Source organism: Streptomyces sp. SJL17-4 (assembly GCF_036826855.1).
In the GTDB taxonomy this organism is placed as follows: Bacteria; Actinomycetota; Actinomycetes; order Streptomycetales; family Streptomycetaceae; genus Streptomyces.
The window spans coordinates 406,802-432,353 of sequence record NZ_CP104578.1; the positions used below are offsets into that span (position 1 = coordinate 406,802).

The 25,552-nt window shown below is 73.0% G+C and carries 16 protein-coding genes; 13 read left to right on the top strand and 3 right to left on the bottom strand.

The annotated features are described in order from the left end of the window. Positions 1 to 2: 2 nt before the first annotated feature. Both N5875_RS01765 and N5875_RS01770 read right to left on the bottom strand, forming a co-directional pair. Entirely contained in the window at positions 3 to 890 is an 888-nt protein-coding gene (locus tag N5875_RS01765) for a YegS/Rv2252/BmrU family lipid kinase (protein ID WP_318210431.1), read from the bottom strand. 32 nt (positions 891 to 922) lie between these two features. Next, positions 923 to 2,518, bottom strand: a complete 1,596-nt coding sequence (locus N5875_RS01770; protein WP_338491426.1) for an FAD-binding oxidoreductase — start codon at positions 2,516 to 2,518, stop codon at positions 923 to 925. 75 nt (positions 2,519 to 2,593) lie between these two features. On the opposite strand from N5875_RS01770, the gene N5875_RS01775 reads away from it, so the two are divergent. The 4 genes from N5875_RS01775 to N5875_RS01790 all read left to right on the top strand — a co-directional run bounded on the left by N5875_RS01775 (position 2,594) and on the right by N5875_RS01790 (position 7,864). Further along, entirely contained in the window at positions 2,594 to 3,193 is a 600-nt protein-coding gene (locus N5875_RS01775; protein WP_338491428.1) for a helix-turn-helix domain-containing protein, read from the top strand. Then, entirely contained in the window at positions 3,190 to 4,767 is a 1,578-nt protein-coding gene (locus tag N5875_RS01780) for a glycerol-3-phosphate dehydrogenase/oxidase (protein WP_338491430.1), read from the top strand. Before N5875_RS01775 ends, N5875_RS01780 begins: the two co-directional genes overlap by 4 nt. Before the next feature lie 60 nt (positions 4,768 to 4,827). After that, a complete protein-coding gene (locus N5875_RS01785; protein ID WP_318210435.1) occupies positions 4,828 to 5,649 on the top strand; it encodes a TIGR01458 family HAD-type hydrolase in 822 nt (273 codons plus the stop codon). Between the two features lie 121 nt (positions 5,650 to 5,770). After that, positions 5,771 to 7,864, top strand: a complete 2,094-nt coding sequence (locus N5875_RS01790; RefSeq protein WP_318210436.1) for a SpoIIE family protein phosphatase — start codon at positions 5,771 to 5,773, stop codon at positions 7,862 to 7,864. A gap of 72 nt (positions 7,865 to 7,936) precedes the next feature. On the opposite strand, the gene N5875_RS01795 is transcribed toward N5875_RS01790, so the two are convergent. Continuing rightward, positions 7,937 to 9,001, bottom strand: coding sequence for a substrate-binding domain-containing protein (locus N5875_RS01795; RefSeq protein ID WP_338491433.1), 1,065 nt, complete (start codon positions 8,999 to 9,001; stop codon positions 7,937 to 7,939). Between the two features lie 210 nt (positions 9,002 to 9,211). Between N5875_RS01795 and N5875_RS01800 the strand changes: the two genes are divergently transcribed. The 9 genes from N5875_RS01800 (at position 9,212) to N5875_RS01840 (ending at position 25,353) form a co-directional block, all read left to right on the top strand. Next, positions 9,212 to 11,653 carry a polysaccharide lyase 8 family protein gene (locus N5875_RS01800; RefSeq protein WP_338491434.1) on the top strand — a complete coding sequence of 814 codons (2,442 nt, stop codon included), beginning with the start codon at positions 9,212 to 9,214 and terminating at the stop codon, positions 11,651 to 11,653. A gap of 522 nt (positions 11,654 to 12,175) precedes the next feature. Beyond that, on the top strand, positions 12,176 to 13,654 hold the full coding sequence (locus N5875_RS01805; RefSeq protein WP_318210439.1) for a sugar transferase: 1,479 nt from the start codon (positions 12,176 to 12,178) through the stop codon (positions 13,652 to 13,654). 73 nt (positions 13,655 to 13,727) lie between these two features. Then, positions 13,728 to 15,044, top strand: a complete 1,317-nt coding sequence (locus N5875_RS01810) for a nucleotide sugar dehydrogenase (protein ID WP_338491435.1) — start codon at positions 13,728 to 13,730, stop codon at positions 15,042 to 15,044. Then, the gene (locus N5875_RS01815) at positions 15,034 to 16,314 is read left to right on the top strand and encodes a glycosyltransferase family 4 protein (protein WP_338491436.1); all 1,281 of its coding nucleotides are present in this window, start codon (positions 15,034 to 15,036) and stop codon (positions 16,312 to 16,314) included. Before N5875_RS01810 ends, N5875_RS01815 begins: the two co-directional genes overlap by 11 nt. Then, complete coding sequence (locus N5875_RS01820) at positions 16,311 to 17,708, top strand: polysaccharide biosynthesis protein (RefSeq protein ID WP_318210442.1); 1,398 nt, start codon at positions 16,311 to 16,313, stop codon at positions 17,706 to 17,708. The genes N5875_RS01815 and N5875_RS01820 overlap by 4 nt, the downstream gene beginning before the upstream one ends. Next, complete coding sequence (locus tag N5875_RS01825) at positions 17,705 to 19,249, top strand: Wzz/FepE/Etk N-terminal domain-containing protein (RefSeq protein WP_338491437.1); 1,545 nt, start codon at positions 17,705 to 17,707, stop codon at positions 19,247 to 19,249. The genes N5875_RS01820 and N5875_RS01825 overlap by 4 nt, the downstream gene beginning before the upstream one ends. Before the next feature lie 3 nt (positions 19,250 to 19,252). Further along, positions 19,253 to 21,178: an asparagine synthase (glutamine-hydrolyzing) gene (gene asnB / locus N5875_RS01830; RefSeq protein ID WP_338491438.1), complete on the top strand. Its 1,926-nt coding sequence runs from the start codon at positions 19,253 to 19,255 to the stop codon at positions 21,176 to 21,178. Between the two features lie 27 nt (positions 21,179 to 21,205). After that, positions 21,206 to 23,386 (top strand): bi-domain-containing oxidoreductase, encoded by a 2,181-nt coding sequence (locus tag N5875_RS01835; protein ID WP_318210445.1) that lies wholly within the window; start codon positions 21,206 to 21,208, stop codon positions 23,384 to 23,386. Then, on the top strand, positions 23,383 to 25,353 hold the full coding sequence (locus tag N5875_RS01840; RefSeq protein ID WP_338491439.1) for an alginate lyase family protein: 1,971 nt from the start codon (positions 23,383 to 23,385) through the stop codon (positions 25,351 to 25,353). Before N5875_RS01835 ends, N5875_RS01840 begins: the two co-directional genes overlap by 4 nt. The last annotated feature ends 199 nt before the right edge of the window (positions 25,354 to 25,552 follow it).

Genomic DNA, 25,552 nt, shown 5'->3' on the forward strand with positions numbered 1-25,552 from the left:
TCCTACGGTCGGGCCAGGACGTTCAGAGCGGCGGGCCGCACCCGGAGGGTCACCGGCAGGGCCGCGTCGACCTCGCCGTCCGCGCCGTACGGGAGGGGGCGGTCCGCTTCGATGCGGATCTCCTTGCCACGCAGGATCTCGACCTCGGGCCGGTTCACGTGCGCGCCCGTCTTGAGCTCGTTCATCATGGCGAAGAAGAGGCGCTTGGGTGCCTTCTTGATGACCACGACGTCGAGCAGCCCGTCGTCGATCCGCGCGCCCGGTGCGACGTTCCTGCCGAAGCCGTAGAAGCCCGAGTTCGCCACGACCACGGTGTAGCCGGTGCGCTCGTGCCGCACCCCGTCGACGGTGACGCGGTACGTGGCGGGCTTCCAGGCGAGGACCGCCCGCAGACCGCCCGCGTAGTACGAGGCCGCGCCGCGCAGCACGCGGGAGGCGTTGGCGTGGCGGTTGGCCACCGCGTCGACGCCCGCGTACACACTGCCGAGGACGCAGGTCCGCGCGTGCACGGCGGACTCCACCTCGATCGTGTCGACGGCCCGCGGCTCGCCGTGGAGCAGTATCTCGACGAGCCGCGGCGCGTCCGTGGGGAGGCCAAGGGCGCGCGCGAAGTCGTTGCCGCGACCCGCGGGGACCAGGCCGAAGACCGTGTCCGTACCGCTGAGCGCACCGCCGACGCAGCCGGCCATCCCGTCACCGCCGACGGCGAGCACGACGTGCCCGCGTGCTCCGGCCTCCTGGGCGAGCTCTCGTGCGTGCTCCAGGCTGCGGCTGTAGACGGTGTCGAGCCTCGCACCCGCCTCTCGCAGCAGACGGGCCAGCGGGAGCAGACCCGCCGTGCCGCTGGAGCCCCCTGCGGTGGGGTTGACGACGGCGGTGAACTGTCGCATGGGTCTGGCCTCCGGGCGGCAGAAGTAGGGGTTCAGCGGACGGGGATGAGGACTCCGGGACTGAGCACACCGGAGGGGTCGACCTCGGCCTTGACGGCCTGCAGCATACGGATGCCGAGGGGGCCGATCTCCCGGGCGTACCAGTCGCGGTGGTCGGTGCCGACGCCGTGGTGGTGGCTGATGGTGCCGCCCGCGGCCAGGATCGCGTCGTTGGCCGCCCGCTTCGCCGGTTCCCAGTGCGCGACGGCGTCCTCCCCCTGCGCCGAGACGACGGTGAAGTACAGGGAGGCGCCGTTCTCGTACGTGTGCGAGATGTGGCACATGACGAGCGGCGGCGTGCCGGCCTCGGTGAGGGTGCTCGTCAGCGCGTCCCGCACGGCCGTGTAGAGGCCGGGGACGGCCGACCAGAAGGCCGCCGTCTCCAGTGTCTCGGCGAAGGCGCCGGCGTCGAGCAGCGCGTCCCGCAGATAGGGCGCGTTGTACCGGCCGTGCTCCCACTTGTCGCCGGGCTCCTCACCGATGAGCTCGCCGTCGCAGGCGAGGAGGACCTCACGGGCGACGGCCCGGCGGGCCATCGTCTCCTCGGCGCTGCCCTCGTAGCCGACGATGGCCATGCAGCCCGGGTTCTGCGGGAGTTCGGCGCTGCCGATGGCGTCCGGCTGCGCGAGGCCGATGAAGGTCTCCGACTCGTCCGAGAGCCGCAGCACCGTGGGCCGCGGGCCGTCCTGGGCCAGTCGGCGCAGTGCCGCCGTGCCGTCCTCGAAGGAGGCGAAGCGCCAGCCCTCGTAGATCCGCTTCGCGGGGAGCGGACGGATGCGCACGGTCACCGCCGTGATCACGCCGAGGGCGCCCTCGGAGCCGAGGACCAGCTGGCGCAGGTCGGGGCCGGCCGCCGAGCGCGGGGCGCGGCCGGTCTCCAGGGTGCCTTCGGGGGTGGCGACCGTCAGGCCGAGGACCATCTCGTCGAAGCGGCCGTATCCGGCCGACGCCTGGCCGCTGGAGCGGGCCGCGGCGAAGCCGCCGACGGTCGCCCATTCGAAGGACTGCGGGAAGTGTCCGAGGGTCCAGCCCCGCTCGTTGAGCAGTGCCTCGCACTGCGGGCCGCGCAGACCGGGCTGGAGTGTCGCGGTGCGGGACACCTCGTCGACGGCGAGCAGCTGGTCGAGCCGCCGCAGGTCGAGCGCGACGAACGGCCGCTTCGTGGTGGGCGCGAGTCCGCCGACGACGGAGGTGCCGCCGCCGAAGGGCACGGCGGCGACGCCGTGTCCGGCGCAGGCCCGCAGCACGGCGAGGACCTCGTCGTGGTCGCCCGGCAGCACGACCGCGGCGGGGATGTCGTCGACTTCGCCGGCGCGGATGCGCAGCAGGTCGGGGGTCGACTTTCCGCGGGTGTGCCGGATGCGGCTCTCGGCGTCCTCCCGCAGTCCGTCGGGCGCGCCGAGGGCCGCCCGCAGCGCGGTGCGGGCCTCGTCGGTCAGCGCCGGGGCGGGCGGTTCGATGGCGGTGAGGTCGGCCGGGCCGCTCTCGCGCGGGGTGACGCCGAGCAGGTCACGCAGCAGGCCGGTGACCGAGTCGGGCAGGGGTGCCGCCTTGGCCGGGTCGCCCCAACCGCTCCACAACATGTCCACTTCGAAAGGGTTCCTTACGGTCTGTTTCACGGATGGCGCTGCCACTCGGCCGACGCTGGCATTACACTGTGACAGATGACGCCCATTCGTCACAACCATGAAGACGCAGATCCCGTGCTCGACGCCGCACGCGACTGTGTGCTCGCCGTCGGCGTACGGCGAACCACCCTCACCGACATCGCCCGGCGCGCGGGCGTGTCCCGGATGACGATCTACCGGCGCTGGCCCGATGTGCGCAGCCTGGTGGGTGACCTGATGACCCGTGAGTGGATCGCCGTCGCCGCCGGTGCCATGCCGCCCCCCGACGAGGACCGGCCCGAGCGGGAGCGGATCGTCGACGGACTCGTCGCGGGAGCCGCGGCGTTCCGGGCCCACCCGCTCTTCCACAAGATCCTCGACGTCGACCCCGAGCTGTTGCTGCCGTACATCCTCGACCGCCGGGGCGCCAGCCAGGACGCCCTGCTCGGGCTCCTCCACTCGGCACTCGAGTACGGCCACGAGGACGGCTCGGTGCGCCGCGTCCGGACGGACCTGCAGGCCCGCTCCCTGCTGCTCGTCGTCCAGTCCTTCACGCTCTCGCTGCGCACCATGACCGACGAGACCGATCCCGAACTGAGCGAAGCCGCCTTCCTCGACGAGCTGCGCACCCTGCTGGAGAGGACCATCGCCCCATGAACCCCACGAGCAGCCCCGCCCTGCCCGGCTCCTCCCTCAACGCCCGGCGGCGCCTGCGCGAACTGGGCCGGCTCGCCGACGGCGCCGCCGACGGCGTGGTCGACGTCCTGGTCGTCGGGCTCGGTGCCACCGGGGCCGGGGCCGCGCTCGACGCGGCCACCCGCGGGCTCACCGTCGCCGCGATCGACGCCCACGACCTCGCCTTCGGCACGTCCCGCTGGAGCTCCAAGCTGATCCACGGCGGACTGCGCTACCTCGCGTCGGGGCAGCTCGACGTCGCCCACGAGAGCGCGGTCGAACGCGGCATCCTCATGGAACGCACCGCCCCCCACCTCGTACGCGCACAGCCCTTCGTCCTTCCCCTCACCCCGCTCGTCAGCCGCGGCCAGGCCGCCCTCGCCCGGGCCGGCTTCCTCGCCGGCGACCTGCTGCGCGTCGGCGCCCGCACCGCGCGGAGCACCCTGCCCCAGCCGCGCACGCTGTCCGCCGTCGAGACCCGCCACCTCGCCCCCGCCCTGCGCCCCACCGGGCTGCGCGGCGGGCTGCTCTCCTGGGACGGCCGGCTCTCCGACGACGCACGCCTGGTGACCGCGATCGCCCGCACCGCCGCCGCGTACGGCGCCCGTGTCCTCACCCGCACCCGGGCCCTGGAACTCCACCGCGACGGTGCGCTGGTGCGCGACGAGACCACCGGCCAGGAGCTGCGGATCCGCGCGCGCACGGTGATCAACGCGGCCGGCGTCTGGGCGGGCGGCCTCGTCGACGACGTACGCCTGCGGCCCTCGCGCGGCACCCATCTCGTCCTGCGCTCCGAGGACCTCGGCCGGCTCTCCGCGGGCCTGCACATCCCGATCCCCGGCGAGACGAACCGCTTCGTCCTGGTCCTGCCCCAGGGCGACGGACGTGTGTACGTCGGTCTCACCGACGAGCCCGTCGACGGCGACATCCCGGACGTGCCGGAGGTCCCCGAGACCGACATCGGCTTCCTCCTCGACGTCCTCGGCTCCGCGCTGGACGTCACCGTCCACCGCGCCGACGTGGTCGGGGCCTTCGCGGGGCTGCGGCCGCTGCTCGACACCCGGGACGCGGCCGGCCGTACCGCCGACATCTCGCGCAAGCACGCCGTGCTCACCTCTCCCTCCGGCGTCGTGACCGTCGTCGGCGGCAAGCTGACCACGTACCGCCGCATGGCCCAGGACGCCGTGGACGCCGCGGTGGCCTCCGGCGGTCTGACCGCCGGGCCGTGCCGTACCGCGTCCGTCCCCCTCGTCGGCGCCGCCCGGCCGCAGGTCCTCGCCGGGCTCGACGTCCCGGCCCGTCTCGTGTACCGCTACGGCTCCGAAGCACCCGCCGTGCACGCGCTCGGCCTCGAAGACCCCGCCCTCGCGCGGCCCGTCGTCCCCGGCCACCCGGTCACGGGCGCCGAGCTGGTGTGGGCGGTCCGCCACGAAGGCGCCCTCGACACCTCCGACCTCCTCGACCGCCGCACCCGCATCGGCCTGGTCCCGGAAGACCGCGCCGCGGCCGAGGACGCGGCCCGGGACGCCCTCGCGCACACCGCCCAGCCGCGGTGACATGCGAGGGGCGGCGCGGGTGAGGCGCGGGGCCCCGGCACCGCGGCTACCGTCGGCTCCATGGAACGAATCCGAGCGGTCCTGGTCGACATCGACGGCGTGCTCACCGTCTCCTGGAAGGCCCTGCCGGGAGCGGTCCCGGCCATGGAGCAGCTGCGCGGCGCGGGGCTCCGCGTCGCGCTGGTCACCAACAACACCTCCCGCACCAGGGCCGCCATCGCCACACGGCTGGCCGGCCTCGGCTTCCCCGTCGAGGCGGAGGACGTGCTGACCGCCCCGGCGGCCACGGCGGCGTATCTGCGCGAGCACTTCCCCGGCGCGCGCTGCCTCCTGCTCAACAGCGGGGACGTACGGGAGGACCTGCCGGGCGTCACGCTGGTCGAGGAGGATGCCGACGCCGACGTCGTCGTGCTCGGCGGGGCCGGGACCGAGTTCGGCTACGAAGCCCTCAACCGGGTCTTCCGGCACCTGCGGCGCGGGGCCCGGCTGGTGTCGATGCACCGCAATCTGTACTGGCGAACCGAGGGCGGCCTCGACCTGGACACCGGGGCCTTCCTCGAAGGGCTGGAGAAGGCCGCCCGTACCGAGGCGGAGGTGACGGGCAAGCCGGCGCCGGCCTTCTTCGCGAGCGCCCTCGCCCATCTCGACGCCGACGCCTCGGAGGCGCTGATGATCGGCGACGACATCGAGTCCGACGTGCTGGCCGCCCAACGGTCCGGCATCACCGGCGTCCTGGTGAGGACGGGCAAGTACCTCCCCGAGACACACCGCGCCGCCTCCGGCACGCCCGACCACGTCCTCGACTCCTTCGCCGACCTGCCCGCCCTGCTCTCCGCGCTCGCCGCCGGCCATGGCGGAACCGGGCGCGTGTCCCCGGGGTGAGAAGCCCTTCCCGGTCTCCGTGATGTCCGATCCAGCGAGCGCGGGCAGAATTGACGTGGGAGTCCCGCTCCGTCGGTGAGCAGCGCGCTCGCCGTTCGTCCGTGCCCGGAAAGGGGGCCCTGTGTCCTCGCCTCGACCGGGGGGTCGGCCGGGAGACGAGCAGGCTCCCGGGCCGCTCTGGTCGGAGCCCGGGACGCTGCTCGAGCACGTGGCGGTGGCCGTGCTCGGCATCGACGAGGACGGCCGGATCTGCTACTGGGGGCCCGGTGCGCAGCGGCTCTTCGGCCATCGGGCCGCGGACGTCCTGTCCCGGCCGGCCGCCGTCCTCTTTCCCGCCGCGCCCCTCGACGGGGCCGGTGCGGCGGAGCGCCTCGCGGAGCGCGGTCGCACCCTGGGGTACTGGCGGGCACGTGTACCGACGCTGCACCGGGACGGCAGGGTGTTCGACTGCGGGTTCCGGGTCTTCCCGGTGACCGGCGCCGAGGGCCGCTCCGTCATTCTCGGGCTGGCGAGCGAGAGTGCGGGCCTCGACCGGGTGAAGACCAACCTCGCCTTCCTCGACGCGCTGTTCGCGACCTGCCCGATCGGCCTGGTGATGCTCGACGAGAACCTGCGGTACGTCCACCTCAACCAGGCGCTTGCGGACATGGACGGGGCCCCGATCGAGGACCACATCGGCCGCACCATGGCGGAGTTCATGATCACGTCCGACGGGGGCGCGTACCAGCGCATGCTCCGGGCCGTCGCCGACGAGGGCCGGACCGTCGTGAGCACGCTGGTCGTGCTCCGTACGCCGGGCCGTCCCGATCGGGAGCAGGTGCGTTCCGTGAGCTTCTTCCCGCTCAGTCAGGCCGTCGGCTCACGGCCCGGCGTGGGAGGACTCCTCGTCGACGTCACCGACCGTGAGCAGGCCCTCCTGGAGGCGGCCGCCGGGCGGGAGCGGCTGGCACTCCTCGACCGGGCCGCGGCCCGCATCGGCACCACGCTGGACGTGAACGTCACGGCCCGCGAGCTGGTCGAGGCGGTCGTTCCCGAGTTCTGCGACGCCTCCGTGGTGGAGGTCGTGGAGTGGAAGGACGAGCGCGAGGTGTTCGATCCGGAGTCGGTGCTGGTCACCCGCCGGATCGCGGCCGACACCTGCCTGCCGCCGCCCGCCCAGGAGCTGGTCGGCGGCCTGGAGCGGGTGACGTATCCGCCGGGCTCGACCATCCACCAGGCCCTCACGACGGGCCGTCCCGTCTGCGTCCCCGTGAACAGCGACTTCATGACCCGGACGGTCATCCACCAGGCCCGCGCCCAGCTCCTGGTCGACAGCGGTCTGACGTCGCTGCTCATCGCTCCGCTCATCGCGCGGGGCACGGTGCAGGGCATCATCATGTTCGGCCGCTCCGGCGGCCGGCCGGACTTCACCGAGGAGGACCTCCGCCTGGCGGGAGAGCTCGCCTCGCGGGCCGCGCTGTGTCTGGACAACGCGCGGCTCTACAGCCGGGTCCAGGACATCGCGCTCACCCTCCAGCGCGCGCTGCTGCCCACCGCCCTCGCGAGCAGCCCGTCCGTGCTCGTCGCCCACCGCTACCTGCCGGGCAGCCACGTCACCGAGGTCGGCGGCGACTGGTACGACGTGATCGATCTGCCCGGCGGCCGGGTGGCCCTGGTGGTCGGCGACGTGATGGGACACGGCGTGCCCGCGGCGGCGGCGATGGGCCGTCTGCGCATCACCACCAAGGCGCTGGCCCGCCAGAACCTGGAACCCGACCGGCTCCTCGCGGAGCTCGACGCCTGCGCCCAGGACGCCGGCATCGCGTACGCGACCTGCCTCTACATCCGCTACGACCCGGGGACGGGCCTGGCCCGCATCGCCAACGCGGGTCATCTGCCGCCGCTGCGGCGCCGGCCGAACGGCACGGTCGAGTCGATCGACGAGGTGCTGGGGGTGCCGCTGGGGGTGGGCGGCGTGCCCTTCCGTACGACCGAGACCGAGCTCCACGACGGCGACACCCTCGCCTTGTACACGGACGGCCTGGTCGAGGCGCGCGGCCTCGACATCGGTGAGGGCATGGCCGCGTTGCGGTCTCAACTCGAAGGCGCGACCGGCACGTTGGAGGAGACGGCGGACGGCATCCTGGCTCGGCTGCTGCCCGAGGCACCCACCGACGACGCCGTGATCGTGCTCGCCCGGATCCGGCGCGAAGGCCCCGGGGGCGCCTCGGCCTGATCGCCGGGACACCCCCTGGCGGTGCCTCGGCCTGATCTCCGAGACACCCCCCGGCAGTGCCCCCGGCTCCGCTCAGCCGCCGCTGGACGAGCGCACCCGCAGGCGGGGAAGGACGAACAGCCGGTGCCGGGGAGCGTCCGGCTGCTCGATCCTGCGCACCAGCAACTCCACGGCGGACGCGCCGACTTCATGCTTCGCGGGGGCGATGGCGCTCAGCGGGATGTCGGCGAGTCCCGCCACCTCGTCGTCGTACGCCACGATCGCGACGTCGCCGGGGACCCGGACGGATCGCGCGCGCGCCTTCCTGAGCAGCGCGAGCGCGTGGTTGTCGGGATGGGCGATGACGGCGTCGACCCGGCCGGCCGCCACGGCGTCCAGCAGTTCCTCGACCGGGTCGTCGTACTCCGGGCTCCCGGGGCCCGCGTCGCCGGTGTCCAGGACGGACGCCGGAAGAGGGGCTCCGAGCCCGGCCGCGCGTACCCCGGCCTCGAAGCCCTCGATGATCCACTGCGCGGTCGGGCTGGTGCCGCGTACGAGCAGGGCGAGGCGCGTGCGGCCCGCCTCCGCGAGATGCCGCACGGCCAGGCGTGCCCCGTGGACGTGGTCCGACACCACATGGTCGATGCCGGCCATCTCGTCCGTCTCGGGGCGGCGCTCCACGATCACGACGGGGACGGGCAGGTGCTCGTACCAGCCGCGGGGCCCGGTCGGGACGACGAGCAGCCCGTCGACGCCGTCGCCGATCATCCTCTCGACCTGCGCGCGCTCCTCGTCCGCGTCGTACCCCGAGATGTCGAGCACCAGCCGGGCGTTCCGGGCGGCGGCGGCCTCGCGCGCACCCTTGATCACCTCGGGGTAGTAGTAGTCGGCGGACGGCACGATCAGGCCGATGACGCGCTCCCGGCCGCGGGCCGGTGCGGCGGGGTCGGTGTCCGCGGGTGCGGTCTCCGCCCAGGTCTCGGGCAGCATGGCCCCGCCGTGCACCCGGGCGACCAGGCCGCGGTCGGCGAGTACCTCCACGTCCCGGCGGATCGTGACCGGGGAGACTCCCAGCTCGGCGGCGAAGTCGCTGACCCGGAGGGAGCCCTCTTCGCGCAGCCTGCGCAGGATCGCCTGATGCCTGTGTTCCGCGTGCACGTACCCGCTCCCCTCGAACGACGGCCCAGTTCAGAAGCAGTGTAGCCACCTTGCGATCGATTCTGTCTGTTCTCTGTCGAATGGACATTGCATGGCTGTTCCTGTTCAAACCGTTGCTCTCTTGCTTTTCTGCGTGTTAGAAACCCCACGCTCACGAGCCAGCGACAGCGCCGAGGCAACGACGCGCTCCTCCCGTAAAGGTCGTCTCCCATGCCATCTCCCTGGCCTCGCCGCACCTTCCTCCACGCCGCCGGTGGGGGCGCGCTCGCCGTCGGACTCACCGGGACTCTCGCGCACCCCGCCGGCGCCTCCGAAGTCCTCGACGCCGCGGGGACGTTCACCGCCGCGTCCGACGCGGAGTACGACGCGCTGCGCGGCAGGTGGCGCGACCTCGTCCTCGGTACGGGCTTCAGCCCGACCGCGGAGCCGTTCCGGACCATCCTCGGCACCCTCGGCACGACCGCGGCCGGCTACCGGGCGACGATGGCCCCGGCAAGCGGTTCGCTCTGGCCCGGCCGCTCCTGGGCCGACCCGGAGCCCGATCTCGACGCCGAGTCGTACGCCTTCTCGGCGGCCATGAACGACAGCTACAACCGGCTGCGCACCATGGCCGAGGCGTACTCCCAGCCGGGCACCGGACTGACCGGGGACACCGGACTGCGGGACGCCGTCCTCACCGGGCTCGACCACCTCTACTCCGAGGTCTACAACGAGCACACGACGCGGTACGGCAACTGGTACAACTGGCAGATCGGCGCCCCGCAGGCGCTGATGGACACCTGTGTGCTGATGTACGAGCACCTGTCGGCGGCGCAGATCTCCGCCTACTGCCGGGCCGTGGACGCGTTCGTGCCGGAATCGGTCTTCGCCTCGTACACCGGGACCAGTACCGGAGCCAACCGGGTCGACCTGTGCCGCGGAGTCGTCCTGCGCGGCATCGTCGGCAAGGACCCGGCCAAGATCACGCTGGCGTCCCGGGCGCTGGCCCCGGTCTTCCCCTACGTCACCTCGGGCGACGGCTTCTACGCCGACGGGTCGTTCGTCCAGCACCGCAACGTCCCCTACATCGGCGGTTACGGCGCGGTGCTGCACGACGGTGTGGGCCGGCTGCTCGCGCTGCTGCGCGGGTCGAGCTGGGAGGTGACGGGACCGGGCACACAGCTGTTCCTCGACACGATCGAGAAGGCCGTCGCGCCGTTCATCTACAACGGTCTGATCATGGACAACGTCAGCAGCCGGGGCATCAGCCGCATCGGCACCAACGAACACCAGCGCGCCCACGGCCTGATGGCGACCATCCTGCTGGTCGGCCAGGGGGCGAGCCCCGAGGAGAACGCCCGCTGGCGGGCGATGGTCAAGGGCTGGCTGCGACGCGACTACTACTACCCGGCGCTCAAGAACCCCGGCCTCAGCCTGATCAGGGCCTCGCTCCTGCAGGCGCTCCAGGACGACGCCTCCGTGCAGGCCGCACCCGAGCCCGTCGAGCACCGGCTGTTCCCCAACATGGCACGGGCCACCCACCGGCGCCGCGACTGGGCGGCCTCCTTCTCCATGGCCTCGAACCGCATCGCCCACTACGAGTTCGGCAACGGCGAGCACGCCCGCGGCTACCACACCGGCGCCGGGTGGCTCTCCTGGTGGGGCCGCGACTTCGGTCTGGAGCAGTACTCGGACGCCTACTGGCCCACCGTCGACCCCTACCGCCTGCCCGGCATCACCGCCTCGCGCAAGCCGCTCGCCGACGGCGAGGGCGGCAACTGGGGGCAGCCCATGCCGGACGCGGCCTGGGTCGGCGGCACCACCGACGGCGAGTACGCCGCCATCGGCCAGCACCTCAAGGGCCTCTCCAGCACCCTGGACGCCAAGAAGTCCTGGTTCTGCCTCGACGACTCGATCGTCTGCCTCGGCGCCGGCATCACCGCCACGGACGGCCATGCCGTCGAGACGACCGTCGACAACCGCGCCCTCGGCGCGACGGGCGCCCCCGTCCTCACGATCGACGGCCGGCCGCAGCCGGTCGCCCAGGGCTGGACGGGCACCTTCGACGACGCCGAGTGGGCCCACATCGCCGGACAGGCGGGGTACGTCTTCCCCGGCGGCGCCAAGCTCGGCGCGGTACGCGAGGAGCGCACCGGCTCCTGGCGGGACATCAACACCGGCGGCTCCCCCGACCCGATCACCCGCCGCTACCTGACCCTCGTCACCGACCACGGCATCGATCCGACCGGCGGCGACTACGCCTATGTCCTGCTGCCGGGAGCGAGCGCCAGCACCACCGCGCAGCGCGCCCACGACCGTGGATGGCTGCGGATCCTCGCCAACTCCGGTGCCCAGCAAGGCGTCCGCGTGCCGAAGCTGGCCCTCACCGCCGTGAACTTCTGGAGCGCGGGCACCGTCGAGAGGCTGCGCGCGAGCGCCCCCGCCTCCGTACTCGTACGGGAGCACCGCAACGGCACGGCGACCCTCGTCGTCTCGGACCCCGCGCGGCAGGCCACGTCCCTGGAGATCGTCTGGAACCGCAGGGTGAGCACGGTGCTCTCCAAGCCCGCCACGGTCACCGCCGCCACGACCGGTTCGTCGCTGAAGCTCACCTTCGGCGATCTCACCGGCCAGGCCGGCGCGCCCCAGAAGATCACCGTCCGCCTCGGCTGACACCGAGGCGAAAGGCTAAAGAACAAGCCAAGCATGACCCGGTCGGCGCGTCCGGAACGGCTCGGAATCGGCGGCGCCGGTGACCCGGGGACATGCCGTCGTCACAGGTCACCCGGCACGCCTCCGCCGTCAACGCGGCGGAGGACCGTCACCCGCCGGTCATTCCACCTTCAAAGGTTCAGCACATTTTGCATACATCCCCTCTCCAGACGGGCTTCGATGCTCTAGATTGACCATGCTTCACAGCTCGGACACCAGGCGACAAATGATGATCTTTCGGTCCAGCGCCAGGGACAGCCCGTAGTCGCGTCCCCTGTCGCCTGAATGAGCGTGTTCACGTAACGCTGCAACACCGGTGCGTCATGCGCGGGGTGGGCGGGGCCCCCCCTGACGAGAGGAACAGCGCGGCGCGGGAGGCGGGGGCCTCCCGAGGGGAGGAGCGGCGCGGGGGGCGGGGGCCTCCCGGGGGGAGGAACCGTGTGGAGCCAACACGTCGAGCCCACTGACGCCCTGGGGGGGTCTGTGCAGCAGGGTGAGTTAGTCAGTCCGTTCCCATCGGCGCGCGGACGGCTGGAGAACGGACCGATCAGCCGGACCACCACCGACTGGGAGCAGCGCTACCGCCGGGCCGTCATCACCAGCGACACCGTGGCCACCGCCTTCGTGGTGGCGGCGATCGGCGGCTTCTTCGGGGTCCGGGACGCGGCCGACTGGCACGAGAAGTGGAGAATTCTCGCCTTCGCCACCGAACTGCTCGTCCTGGCGGCGCTCGCGGTGAGCCGGTCCTGGTCCCCCGCCGTACTCGGCCAGGGCGCCGAGGAGTTCCGCCGGCTCGGACGCTCGCTCTGCGCGGCGGCCGTCCTCCTGGCGCTGGTCGGGATCGCCCTGACCTCGCGCAACATCAAGCTCTGGATCTTCGTCGCGATACCGGTGATCGCACTCGTCACCATGACCGAGCGGTATCTGCTCCGCCTCTGGCTGCACAAACAACGGAAAGAGGGACGGTGTCTGCGCCCGGTGCTCGCTGCCGGGAGCCCGGCCACCGTGCGCGATCTGATCTCCCGGACCCGGAAGTTCCCGCACCTCGGCTGGCGGGTGGAGGCGGTGTGCACGGCGGACCGTCCCGGGCTCGACGTCGACCAGGTGGACGGGGTGCCGGTCGTCGGTGAACTGGCCGACGTGGCGGGCCATGTACGCCGCAACGGCTACCGGGTCGTCGCGGTCACACCGGACCCGCACTGGTCTCCGGACCGGCTGCAGCGGCTGGCCTGGAACCTCGAGGGCAGCGATGCCGAGATGGTCGTGGCGCCCGTGCTCATGGAGGTGGCGGGGCCGCGGCTGCACGTCGACGCGGTGCTGGGGATCCCGCTGCTGCGGGTCAGCATGCCGACCTTCACCGGGGGCCGCCGGGCGGTCAAGGAGGTCGTCGACCGGCTGGGCGCGGCGATCCTGCTGATGCTGCTGGCACCGCTGATGCTGGTCGTCGCCCTGCTCGTGCTGGTGGACAGCCGGGGTGGCGCGGTCTACCGGCAGCGCAGGGTCGGCAAGGACGGCCGCGAGTTCACCATCCTCAAGTTCCGCACCATGGTCGTCGGCGCCGACGCGGCACGCGCCGAACTCGCCCACCGCAACGAGGGCGCAGGCCTGCTGTTCAAGCTCCGCCGCGATCCACGGGTGACCCGGGTGGGAACGGTGCTGCGCCGGTACTCGCTCGACGAACTGCCGCAGCTCTTCAACGTGCTCACCGGCTCCATGTCGCTGGTCGGCCCACGGCCGCCGTTGCCGGAGGAGTCCGCCGCGTACGGGCCGGACATCCGGCGGCGTCTCCTCGTCAAGCCGGGACTCACCGGCCTGTGGCAGATCAGCGGACGCAGCGACCTGTCGTGGGAGGAGGCGGTCCGGCTGGATCTGCGGTACGTGGAGGACTGGTCGCTCGCCCTGGACACGGTGATCTTGTGGAAGACGCTGCGTGCGGTGATCCATGGGCAGGGGGCCTACTGATGCGCGGGGGACGTCGTCCGGTCGGCTCGGGGACGGCAGGCCGCGAGGGCCTGCCCGGGGGGAGGAACAGGGCATGAGAGTCAGCGTTTTCGGGCTCGGTTACGTGGGCTGTGTGTCGGCCGCGTGTCTCGCGAGCCTCGGTCACGAGGTCATCGGAGTGGACGTGAACCAGGTGAAGGTCGACCTGGTCAACGACGGCAGGGCCCCGGTGGTCGAGGAGCGGATCGGCGAGCTCGTCGCCGACGTCGTGCGGGCCGGTGCGTTACGCGCCACCCGGGACGTCCACGAGGCGATCACGGCCAGCGATGTGTCGCTGGTCTGTGTGGGCACGCCGTCGGAGCCCAACGGCAGCCTGTGCACCACCTACTTGGAGCGGGTCACCGAGGAGATCGGTGCCGCGGTGGCCGAGCGGGGCGGGCGGCAGACCGTCGTGTTCCGCAGCACCATGCTCCCGGGCACCTGCCTCGACCTGCTGGTCCCGATCCTGGAGAAGTTCGCCGGCGGCACGGCCGGGGTGGACTTCGGGGTCGCGGTCAACCCGGAGTTCCTGCGCGAGGGCACCAGCGTGCGGGACTTCTTCGACCCGCCCAAGACCGTCATCGGCGAACTCGACCGGGCGAGCGGCGACATGGTGGCGGCGCTGTACGACGGACTGCCCGGCGAGGTGTTCCGGGTGCCGATCCCGACGGCCGAGGCGATCAAGTACGCGGACAACGCGTTCCACGGCCTCAAGATCGGCTTCGCGAACGAACTGGGCGCGGTGTGCCGGGCGCTCGGGGTCGACTCGCACCAGGTGATCGACGTGTTCCTGGCCGACCGCAAGCTGAACATCAGCCCCGCCTACCTGCGGCCCGGCTTCGCCTTCGGTGGCTCCTGCCTGCCCAAGGACCTGCGCAGCCTGGTCCACGCGGCGCGCCGGCACGACGTCTCGGTGCCCATCCTCGCCCATGTGCTGCCCTCCAACGCCGACCATCTGCAGCGCGCGGTGGAGCTGGTCGAGCGCACCGGGAAGCGCCGGGTGGGCATGTTCGGTCTCTCCTTCAAACCCGGCACCGACGACCTCCGCGAGAGTCCGCTCGTCGAGCTGGCGGAGCGGCTCTTCGGCAAGGGGTACGACCTGCGGATCTACGACCCCAACGTGAACCTCTCCCGGCTCCTCGGCGCGAACCGCGAGTACATCGAGACCCGGCTGCCGCATCTCGCGCAGCTGCTCGCGGACTCGGTCGACGAGGTGCTCGACCATGCCGAGGTGTGCCTGGTCGGGACCGGGGACCCGGCCGTCCTGTCGGCGCTGCCCCATGGCGACGCCCCGGTGATCGTCGATCTCATCCACCTTCCCGACGCCGACGCGCGCCGGGCCGAACCGGGGTACGTGGGCCTTGCTTGGTGACACTTCGTTCGATGACACGGCCAGGGGCGACGGGCCGGCTCGACGCGCGCTGATCCTGGTGGAGAACCTGTCGGTGCCGTTCGACCGCCGGGTGTGGCAGGAGTGCACGACGCTGCGCGACGCGGGCTGGGAGGTGCACGTCATCTGCCCCCGGGGGGAGAAGCGGGACACGGAGCCGGAGGCGGTGATCGACGGGGTGCGGATCCACCGCTACCCGTTGCGCGCCGCCACCGGCGGGCCGGCCGGCTACCTGCGGGAGTACGGGACGGCCCTGTGGCACACGATCCGGCTGGCCCGCGAGGTCGGCCCGGTCGACGTCGTCCACGCGTGCAATCCGCCGGACCTGCTGTTCCTGCCGGCCCGGTGGCTGAAGCGCCGCGGGGCGCGGTTCGTCTTCGACCAGCACGACCTCGTCCCCGAGCTGTACCTCTCCCGGTTCGACCGCGGCGAGGACCTGCTCTACCGCGCCGTGTGCGCGCTGGAACGGATGACCTACCGGGCCGCGGACGTCGTGCTCGCCACGAACGAGAGTTACCGGGATGTCGCGCTGCGCCGTGGGGGCCGGCGGCCGGAGGACGTCTTCGTGGTGCGCAGCGCGCCCGACATCGACCGCTTCCACCCGGTGCCGCCCGAGCCGGAACTGAAGCGCGGCAAGCCCCATCTGCTGTGCTACCTCGGCGTCATGGGCCCGCAGGACGGCGTCGACTACGCCCTGCGCGCCCTCGCGAAGCTGCGCGACGAGCTCGGGCGGACCGACTGGCACGCGGTGTTCGTCGGCGCCGGAGACGCCTTCGACGCGATGGTCGAGCTGTCCCGGCGGCTCGGACTCTCGGAGCAGGTGCAGTTCACGGGCCGGATCCCGGACGCCGACCTCGTGCGGTACCTGTCCACCGCGGACGTGTGTCTCTCCCCCGATCCGCGCAATCCGCTCAACGACGTGTCGACCATGAACAAGGTCCTCGAGTACATGGTGATGGGCCGGCCGATCGTCTCGTTCGACCTCCGGGAGGCGCGGGTCTCCGCCGGTGACGCCGCCGTGTACGCGCCCGCCAACGACGAAGCCGCGTTCGCCGGGCTCGTCGCACAGCTCCTCGACGATCCGGAGGAGCGCGCCCGGATGGGCAGGATCGGCCAGGAACGGATCGGCGGGCAGCTCGCCTGGCGGCACTCGCAGCGGTCGCTGCTGGCCGCCTACGCCGCCGCCTGCCGTGACGAGACCCCCGTGTCGGTGAACGGCCCGGTCCGGACGGGGAGAAGGCCGCGCCGTTGAGCGATGACACCATACGTCTGGTCACGATCGGAAGGATCTTCCGTCGGCGTGGGCGGCTCCTCACCATCCTGGCCGTGGTGGGCGCGCTCGTCGGCCACGGCACCTCCCTGCTGATTCCGCCGCGCTACACGACGTCGGCGTCGGTGCTGCTGCCCGGGGCGTGGGAGGAGCGCGAGCTGCTGACCCAGGCGGAGATCGCGACCAGTTCGGTGGTGGTCGACCGCGTGGCCGCCGCGCTCGGCTGGCCCGGCGTCGATGGAATCGAACTGCGGGACCGGGTGAGTGCCGAGGCCGCCGACGGGAACATCATCAAGATCTCGGGGACGGCCGACACCCCGGCGCGCGCACAGCGGCTGTCCGACACGGTCGCCGAGGAGTTCGTCACCTTCGCCGCGCAGGTCGTGGGCGACGACACCGACCCCGAGGCGGCGGCGCAGCCCGAGGCGCTGCGGCAGCTGGTGGTGAAGACCACCCGCCGTATCAACGAGCTGGCCGATGAGGCCGGTCCTGGCCGGACCGTGGAGAGCGTGCAGACCCGTACCGAGCTCGCGAAGCTGCGTACCGCGCTGCAGGAGGCCGTGGACAAGCTGGATCAGGCCGACCCGGCGACCGACCGTCCCGACATGGTCGTCATGGGCCCGGCGGCCCGGCCCGCCGGCGAGGCCCCGCCGACGAGGGTGCAGCTCGTCGTCGCCGGAGCGCTGCTGTTCGTCCTGCTCGCGGTCATCGGTCATCTCGCCGCCGCGCGGGTGGGCCGCCGGCTGCGCACCGGGGCGGACATCACCGCGGCCCTGGGTTCGACACTGCTCGGCGCCGTCGACGTACCGGGTGAACGGGCCGCGGACCGGCCGAAGGGCGGCGGCCCGCGGGCCCTGTTCCGACGCCTCCTCGGCATCGACGTCCGCTGGGACCTGCCGTCCCCGGGGGCCTCCGGCGACGACGAGAGCAGGCAGATCCGCTACCGGCGGGTGTGCGCCCGCCTCCGGGACCGGCTGCCGGCCCCCCGGCGGCTGTTCGTGGTGGTCCCGGACGGCGACGAGACCGCCCGTCGGGCCGCCGCGCAGCTCGTCGCCGAGGCGGGGAACGACTCCTCCCCGGACTCTTCGAGCGGCGGTCTCCTCACGCTGCACGTCGTGGGGGTTTCGGTGTCCCGGCCGATGGTGCCGGACCGCGGCACCGAGTCCGGTGCCCTGGTCGTGGTCAGCGCGGGCAGCTGGACCGCGGCGGAGCTCGCCGGGATCGCCGAGGCGTGTGCCGACGCCGGGCACGAGGTCGTCGGCACCGTCCTCGCCGGTACGGTCTGGGCCCGTCCGGCGCGTTCCCCCCACCGACCTCGCCGCACCGCCACACCGGCACCCGTGGCGGGCGGCGACGCGACGGGAGGTGAACGGTGACGGCACGTACGACGGCGGAGACGTCGGCCACCGCTCCCCTGCTCGACCTCCAGGTCCTGGTGGTGGCGGTCCGCAGACGACGCCGCCTCTGGGGCTCCCTGACCCTCCTCGGACTGCTCCTCGGCGTGGCCGTCGCCGTGCTGCTGCCACCACCGCCGACCGCGACGACCAAACTCCTGGTCGCCCATCAGGAGGACCAGCCGAACGACCCCGGGACGCTGATCCGGACCGACGCCGCGCTGCTGCGGACCACCCGGATCGCCGACCGGGCACTCCGGTCCCTCGGCTCCCGGGAGAAGCCCGAGGACTTCATGGAGGACTACGAGGGTGTCGGTCTGACCAACAACCTGCTGCGGATCGATGTGGCGGGTGACAGCGACGCCGAAGCCGTGGCCCGCGCCCAGGCGCTGGCCGACGCGTTCGTCGCCGACCACGTCAGGCGGATACGGGAAGCGGCGAACGCCGAGTCCAAAGCCCTGCTCGACCAGCGCGACCGACTGCGGGACGACCTCGCCCAGGTCGACAGGGCGATCGGGGAGGGATCGTCGGAGACCGGGCCGAAGGTGTCGGCGAACATGGAATCCCTCTTCGCCCGCCGGGCCGAACTCACCTCGCAGATCTCCGACTTCGGCCGACGCGCCGCGGAGGCGCGGATCGGCACGCCCCGGCTCGTCGCCGGCACACAGATCGTGGACGCACCGCGTGCGGTGCGGCACTCCCTGCCCAAGGCCGCCGCCACCAACGCGGCGATCGGGCTCGCCCTGGGACTCGCGCTCGGTCTCGCGGTGGCCGCGGTCGGCGCGGTCGTGGCGGACCGCCCCGTGCTGCGCCGGGAGATCGCGGCGCACCTCGGCGCCTCCGTGATCGCCGAACTGCCCCGCCGGTCACCCCGGTGGTGGCAGCGCCGACGGGTCCGGGCGGCCCGGACACGGCTCACCGCGTCCCTGGCACGCACCGTGCGCGGCTCCGCCGAGCCGGTGTCCCTGCTCGAACTGGGCTCCGCCGGCGCCACGAGCGGGCTCGCCCTGGACCTGGCCGCGGCGCTGGCGGCGGACGGGCCCGTGGCCGTCATCGACGGCCTGCCCGGCCTCCCGCTCGCCCACCGCCGCCCGAAGCCGGGAGACCCCACCGTGGTCGGCGCCGAGCGGGCCTCGTCCGTCCCGCATCAGCAGCGCCGGCTCGGTGTCGGCTCGGTGGCACCGGGTACGGCGTGGACCGACCTCCAGCACCTCGGCACCCGGACCGTCCTCGTCGTACGCGCCGGGCACGGCAGCGCCGCGTGGCTGCACACCGTGGCGCGGCACCTCGCCGACCAGCGCATCGCGGTGATCGGTGTGGTGCTGGTCGACCCCGATCCGGGCGACCGGACCGACGGCACGCTGTGGGACGGGCCGTACGCCGCGCCACGCGTCGAGGGCGAGCGGCCGGCCCGGCGGAACGGCGGGGGTACCTCCCACGCCGTTCAGGCGGTGCGGGAGGGCCGGCGGCGGCCGATGTGGGCGGCACGGGTCTCCGACAGCGACGACCAGGACGGGCGGTAGGACATGTGTGGCATCGCGGGTACGTACCGATGGCCGGACGGGAAGGTCGTGACCGACCGGCTCACCGACACCCTCGCCCACCGTGGTCCGGACGGGGCGGGCCGGTACAGCCATCGGGCCGGTGACGGCGAGGTGCACCTCGGGCACCGTCGGCTGGCCATCGTCGACCTGTCGGAGACCGGCGCCCAGCCGATGGTCTCGGACGGGCTCGTCCTGACGTACAACGGCGAGCTGTACAACGCGCCCGAGCTGCGGGCCGAACTGGCGGCCGGCGGGGTGCGCTTCCGCGGTACGTCCGACACCGAGGTGCTCCTGGAGGCCTGGCGGCGCTGGGGCACGGACTGTCTGCCCCGGCTGCGCGGCATGTTCGCGTTCGGGATCTTCGACGAGCGCACCGGCGAGCTGGTCCTCGCCCGCGACCAGCTCGGCATCAAGCCGCTGTTCCTGCTCCGGCGCGGTGAGGGCCTGGTGTTCGCCTCGGAGCTGAAGGCGCTGGCCGCCGCCACCGGCGGATCGCTTCAGGTGGACGACGCGGCGCTGGTGGCCTCGCTGCTGTACTACTGGGTGCCGGACTCGCGGTGCGCGTTCCGCGAGACGGAGAAGCTGCCGCCGGGGACCTGGCTGCGCGTCCGGCCCGACGGCCGGGTGGAGCGCGGCCGGTACTGGAACCTGAAGGACGTCGCCGCCGAGGGCCGTGAGCGTGCCCGCAGCGGCGAGCTACCGGACGTGGCCGCCGTCGTCGAGGAGTCGACCCGGCGCCATCTGATCTCCGACGTGCCCGTGGCGACGTTCCTCTCCGGCGGTCTCGACTCCAGCTATCTGACCGCGCTCGCGGCCCGCGACCTGCCCGGGATCTCCGCCTACACGATCGGGTTCCGCGCCGAGGACGCCAAGTTCGAGGCGATGCCGGACGACCTCCGGTACGCCCGTCAGGTGGCCGAGCGGTTCGGCGTGGACCTGCACGAGATCGAGATCGCCCCGGACGTGCTCGATCTGCTGCCGCGGATGACGTACCACCTGGACGAGCCGATCGGCGACCCCGCCGCGATCAACACGTTCCTGATCTGCTCGGCCGCCCGGGAGGCCGGAGTCAAGGTGATGCTCTCGGGGATGGGCGCCGACGAGCTGTTCGCCGGTTACCGCAAGCACCTGGCCAACCTGATCGCGCTGCGCTACCAGCGCGTCCCGGGCCCGCTGCGGCGCGGCCTGTCCGCGGCGGTGGACCGGCTGCCGGTCGCCACGGCACGCCGGGGGTACCGGTCGGTGCGCTTCGCGAAGCGGTTCCTCTCCTTCGCGGACCTGCCGGAGGAGACCGCGTTCCGGCGCAGCTACACCATGTACGACCAGGAGGAGCTGCTCGCCCTGGTCGATCCGGACCTGGCCGGGACGGTCGGGGACGTGCTGACCGAGCACGCGGACGTCTACGAGGACAACGACCTCGACGACTTCGTCAACCGCATGTGCCTGGGCGACGCCCGGATGTTCCTGCCGGGCCTGAACCTCGCGTACACGGACCGGTCGAGCATGGCCGCGTCGACCGAGGTGCGGGTGCCGTACGTGGACGTCGAGGTGGTCAGGGCGGCGTTCGCGGTGCCCGGCGACCGCAAGATCGTCGGACGGCAGGGCAAGGCCGTTCTCAAGGAGGCGGCCACCTCGGTCCTGCCCCGGGAGATCGTGTACCGGCCCAAGGGCCTGTTCAGCGCCCCGCTGCGCGCCTGGATGAGCCGGGACCTGGCACCGCTGGTGCGCGAGGTGGTGAACGACGGCGTGCTCGTCCGGAACGGTTTCCTGCGCCGCGACGCGCTGGCGCGCATGGTCGCCGAGGACGCCGCCGGGCAGCGGGACTTCTCCAAGCATCTCTGGCATGTGCTGACCCTCGAGTACTGGTATCGCGGCGCGACCTCCGGGTCCGGCCGGGACACGTACTAGAAGGCCGAGAAAAACAAGGGGACTTCGGTGAAACAGGTTGTACAGAACTACAAGAGCGGCGAGCTCGCGGTGCTCGACGTGCCGGTGCCGGGATGCAAGCCGGGCGGTGTGCTGGTCCGCACCTCCTACTCGCTGATATCGACCGGGACCGAGCTCATGAAGGTCTCCGAGGCCGGCATGTCGATGCTGGGCAAGGCCCGTTCCCGGCCGGACCAGGTGGCCAAGGTCATGCAGAGCGTGGCCACCAACGGGATTCCCGCCACCTACCAGAAGGTGATGGGCAAGCTGGACTCGTACACTCCGCTGGGCTATTCGCTGTGCGGGGTGGTCGAGCAGGTCGGCCCGGGGATCGACGACGTGAAGGTCGGCGACGTCGTGGCCTGCGCCGGAAACGAACACGCCCTGCACGCCGAGCTGAACTGGGTGCCGAAGAACCTCTACGCCAAGGTGCCGGACGGTCTCGCGCCGCGGCACGCGGCCTTCGGCACCGTCGGGTCGATCGCGATGCAGGGCGTCCGCCGCGGCGAGCCCCAGCTCGGCGAGGTGGCCCTGGTCATCGGCCTCGGGCTGATCGGACAGCTGGTGGTGCAGCTCCTCGCCGCTTCGGGGGTCCGCGTCGTCGGGGCCGACCCGGACCCGGCGCGCTGCGAGCTCGCCGAGCGCCTGGGCGCCGCGGCCTGCGGCGATCCCGCGTCCACGGCCGTGGAGGCCGCCGTCGCCGAACTCACCGACGGTCACGGCGTGGACCAGGTGTATCTGGCCGCCGGCGGCGGCAGCAACCAGCCCGTCGAGCTGGCCGCCCGGCTGTGCCGGGACCGCGGCCGGGTCGTCGACATCGGCAAGTGCCGCCTGGACCTGCCGTGGAACGCGTACTACGAGAAGGAGCTGGACGTCCGGTTCTCCCGCTCGTACGGCCCCGGGCGGTACGACCCGGAGTACGAGCTCGAAGGGCGGGACTATCCGATCGGCTACGTGCGGTGGACCGAGCGCCGCAACCTGGCGTGCTTCCTCGATCTCGTGGCCCGGGGCAGTGTCGACGTGGAGCCCCTGGTGTCCCACGTCGCCGACTTCGACGACGCCGTCGAGACGTACCAAGGGCTGAAGGACGGCGATCTGAAGGCCGTGGCCGTGCTGTTCCGGTATCCCGAGGTCCGGGGGGAGGCTCCGGCGCCGGCGGTCGCCGTGCCTGTCGTTCGACGCGGCGGCGGAGTGCCCGTCCCGGCCCGGCCGGCGAAGACGCCGGTGCGCCTCGCGTTCGTCGGCGCCGGGAACTACGCGACGTCGATGCTGCTGCCGCACCTGGCCCGGCGCGACGGTGTCGAGCTGTCCACCGTCGTCACCACGACGGCCCTGTCCGCGGCCAACGCGCAGCGGAAGTTCGGCTTCGCCGAGGCGACCACCGATCTCGACGCCGTGCTCGGCGACCCGTCCATCGACGCGGTGTTCGTCGTCACCCGGCACAGCTCGCACGCCGAACTGACCCGCAGGGCGCTCCTCGCAGGCAAGACGGTGTTCGTGGAGAAGCCGCTGGCCCTCACCGAGGACGAGCTGGCCGGTGTACTGGCGGCGGTGGAGGAGTCCGGGAACGACCGGCTCCAGGTCGGCTTCAACCGCCGGTTCGCACCGCTGCTCCAGGAGGCGAAGCAGCGCTTCGGCGCCCGGACCGGTCCGGCGAGCCTCCGCTATCTGGTCAACGCGGGCCGGCTGCAGCACGGCAGCTGGTACCTCCAACAGGGCACCGAGGGCTCGCGTTTCGCCGGCGAGGGCGGACACTTCATCGACACGGCGAGCTGGCTGCTCGGAGCCGACCCGGTCTCGGTGTACGCGGTCGCCACGTCCGGCACCGACGACCTGCAGGTCGTGCTGCGCTACCCGGACGGGTCCACCGCCACCATCAGCTACGTCACCACCGGCCCGTCGAGCTTCCCCAAGGAGACGCTGGACCTCGTCGCGGACGGCAAGGTGCTGCGGCTCGACGACTTCGTCCGCGCCTCGGTCTACGGGACCAGGCGCTGGGTCAGCTCGCGGCTGCCGCAGGCCCGGAACAAGGGCCAGAACGCCGAGCTGGCCGCGTTCGTCAGGGCGGTGCGGACGGGCGGACCGATGCCGGTGCCGCTGGAGTCGCTCGTGGCCACCACGGCGGCCACCCTCGCCGTACGGACCGGTCTGGCCGGCGGCGCGCCGGTGACGTTGGCGGGGGCTCGATGACGGTGAGCTCGGGGAGTGCGGGCTGGTACGTCCGGCGGTTGTCCGCGATGGGGCCGCGGGAGGTCGGCGGCCGGGTGGGCGACGCGGTGCGCAGGCGGCGCTGGCGGTCGGCGCTGCCGGACTGCCCGAGCGTGACCGGTGCCCGGTTCACCGCCGTGCTGCCCGCCGGGGCCCTCGCCTCGGTGCCGCCGGACGCCGCGAAGCGCCTCGTGGCCGAGGCGGACCGGCTGATGGCCGGGCACGCCGAGTACTTCGGGGTGCGCCGCGACGACCTGACCGACCCGGACTGGTGGTACGACCCGAAGACCGGGCGCCGGGCTCCGTGGGGGTACGCCTTCGACGTGCCGTACCGGAGCGAGGAGGCGGTCGGGGACATCAAGCAGATCTGGGAGCTGTCCCGGCACCAGTACCTCACCGTGCTCGCCGCCGCCTACGCGGTCACCGGGGACGAGCGGTACGCCGAGCGGGTGGCCGGGCACCTGCGGTTGTGGTGGGCGGCCAACGCGCCGCTGCGCGGAGTGCACTGGATCAGCGGCATCGAGCTGGGGATCCGGCTGCTGTCCTGGGTGTGGGTCCGGCGGCTGCTCGACGGCTGGCCGGGCGCGGCCGCGCTGTTCGAGGACAACCCGGTGGCGCGGAAGCAGATCTGGTACCACCAGCGTTGGCTGGCCGCCTTCCCCAGCCGGGGGTCCTCGGCGAACAACCACGTCATCGCCGAGGCCGCCGGGCAGTTCGCCGCGGCCTGCGCGTTCGGCTGGTTCCCCTCCTCGGCGCGTTGGCGGGCGGACGCGATGCGGTCCCTCGAACGGCATCTGCGGAGCAACACCTTCGGCTCCGGGCTCAACCGCGAGCTGGCCACCGAGTACCACGGACTCGTCCTCGAACTGGGCCTGGCCGCGGTGGCCGAGGCGGATGCCGCCGGCGTGGCGGTCCCGCCGACGGTCCGTCTGGTGCTGCTGCGGATGACCGACGCGCTCGCTGCGATCGTCGACGGCCGGTTACGCCCACCACGTCAGGGGGACGCGGACGACGGGCACGGTCTGATCGTGGACGGCGCGGGCACCGACCGCTGGGCCTCGCTCCTCGCCACCGGGGACGCCGTGTTCGGCCGGCTCGACTGGTGGCCGGAGGTGACCGGCACCGATGTGCGCACCCCGCTGCTCGCCGCGCTCGTCCGGCCGTACGCGAAGACGGGCCAGGGGGCGACCCGCCCGGCGCGCCGGCCGGCCCACTTCGCCGACGCGGGCATGACGATCCTGCGCGGTCCCGAGGAGATCTGGTGCCGCTGCGACGGCGGCCCGCACGGCTTCCTCTCCATCGCCGCCCATGCCCACGCGGACGCGCTCTCCGTGGAGGTGCGGCACGACGGGGTCGACGTGCTCGCCGACCCGGGGACGTTCTGCTACCACGGGCAGCCCGAGTGGCGGCAGTACTTCCGGTCGACGCTCGGCCACAACACCCTGCAGTGGGACGGCGATGACCAGTCCGTCTCCGGTGGCCCGTTCCTGTGGACCCGGCACGCCCGCACCCGCGTCCTGGTCGCGGACCCGTCGCACGGCCCCGCCGGGGGAACGGCCCGCTGGTGCGCCGAGCACGACGGCTACCGGGGCACCGTGCACCGCCGCCGGGTGGAGCTGACCGCCGCGAGCCGGGAGCTGCGCGTGGTGGACGAGGTCCGCGGCGACCGCGGGCCCGTGCGTCTGGCGTTCCACCTCGGTCCTGCGATCTCCGCGGACCTGACGGGGAACCGGGCGGTGCTCGCCTGGACCCGGGACGGCGAGGACCGCTCCGCGGTGCTCGACCTGCCCGGGGAGCTGTCCTGGCGGGCGCATCGCGGCGAGACCCACCCGCCGCTGGGCTGGTACTCCGCGGGCTTCGGGCGCAAGGAACCCGCCACCACGCTGGTCGGCACCGGCTTCGCCGACGGCGTGTCCGGGTTCACCACCGTGCTCGGATTCCGCGGCTAGGGGGGCGCGTGGGGATCAGGGGGTGGTACGGGGCGTGGGCGGTGGCACCGCTGACGGTGGTCCTGCTGGTGGCGACCGGCTGCACGAGCACGCCGGACGCCCCGACGAAGGCGGCCGGTACGGCCGCCGGGTCCGGTACGCCCACCGGGTCGGGGGCGAGCGCCGGGTCCGGTACGCCCACCGGGTCGGGGGCGACCGC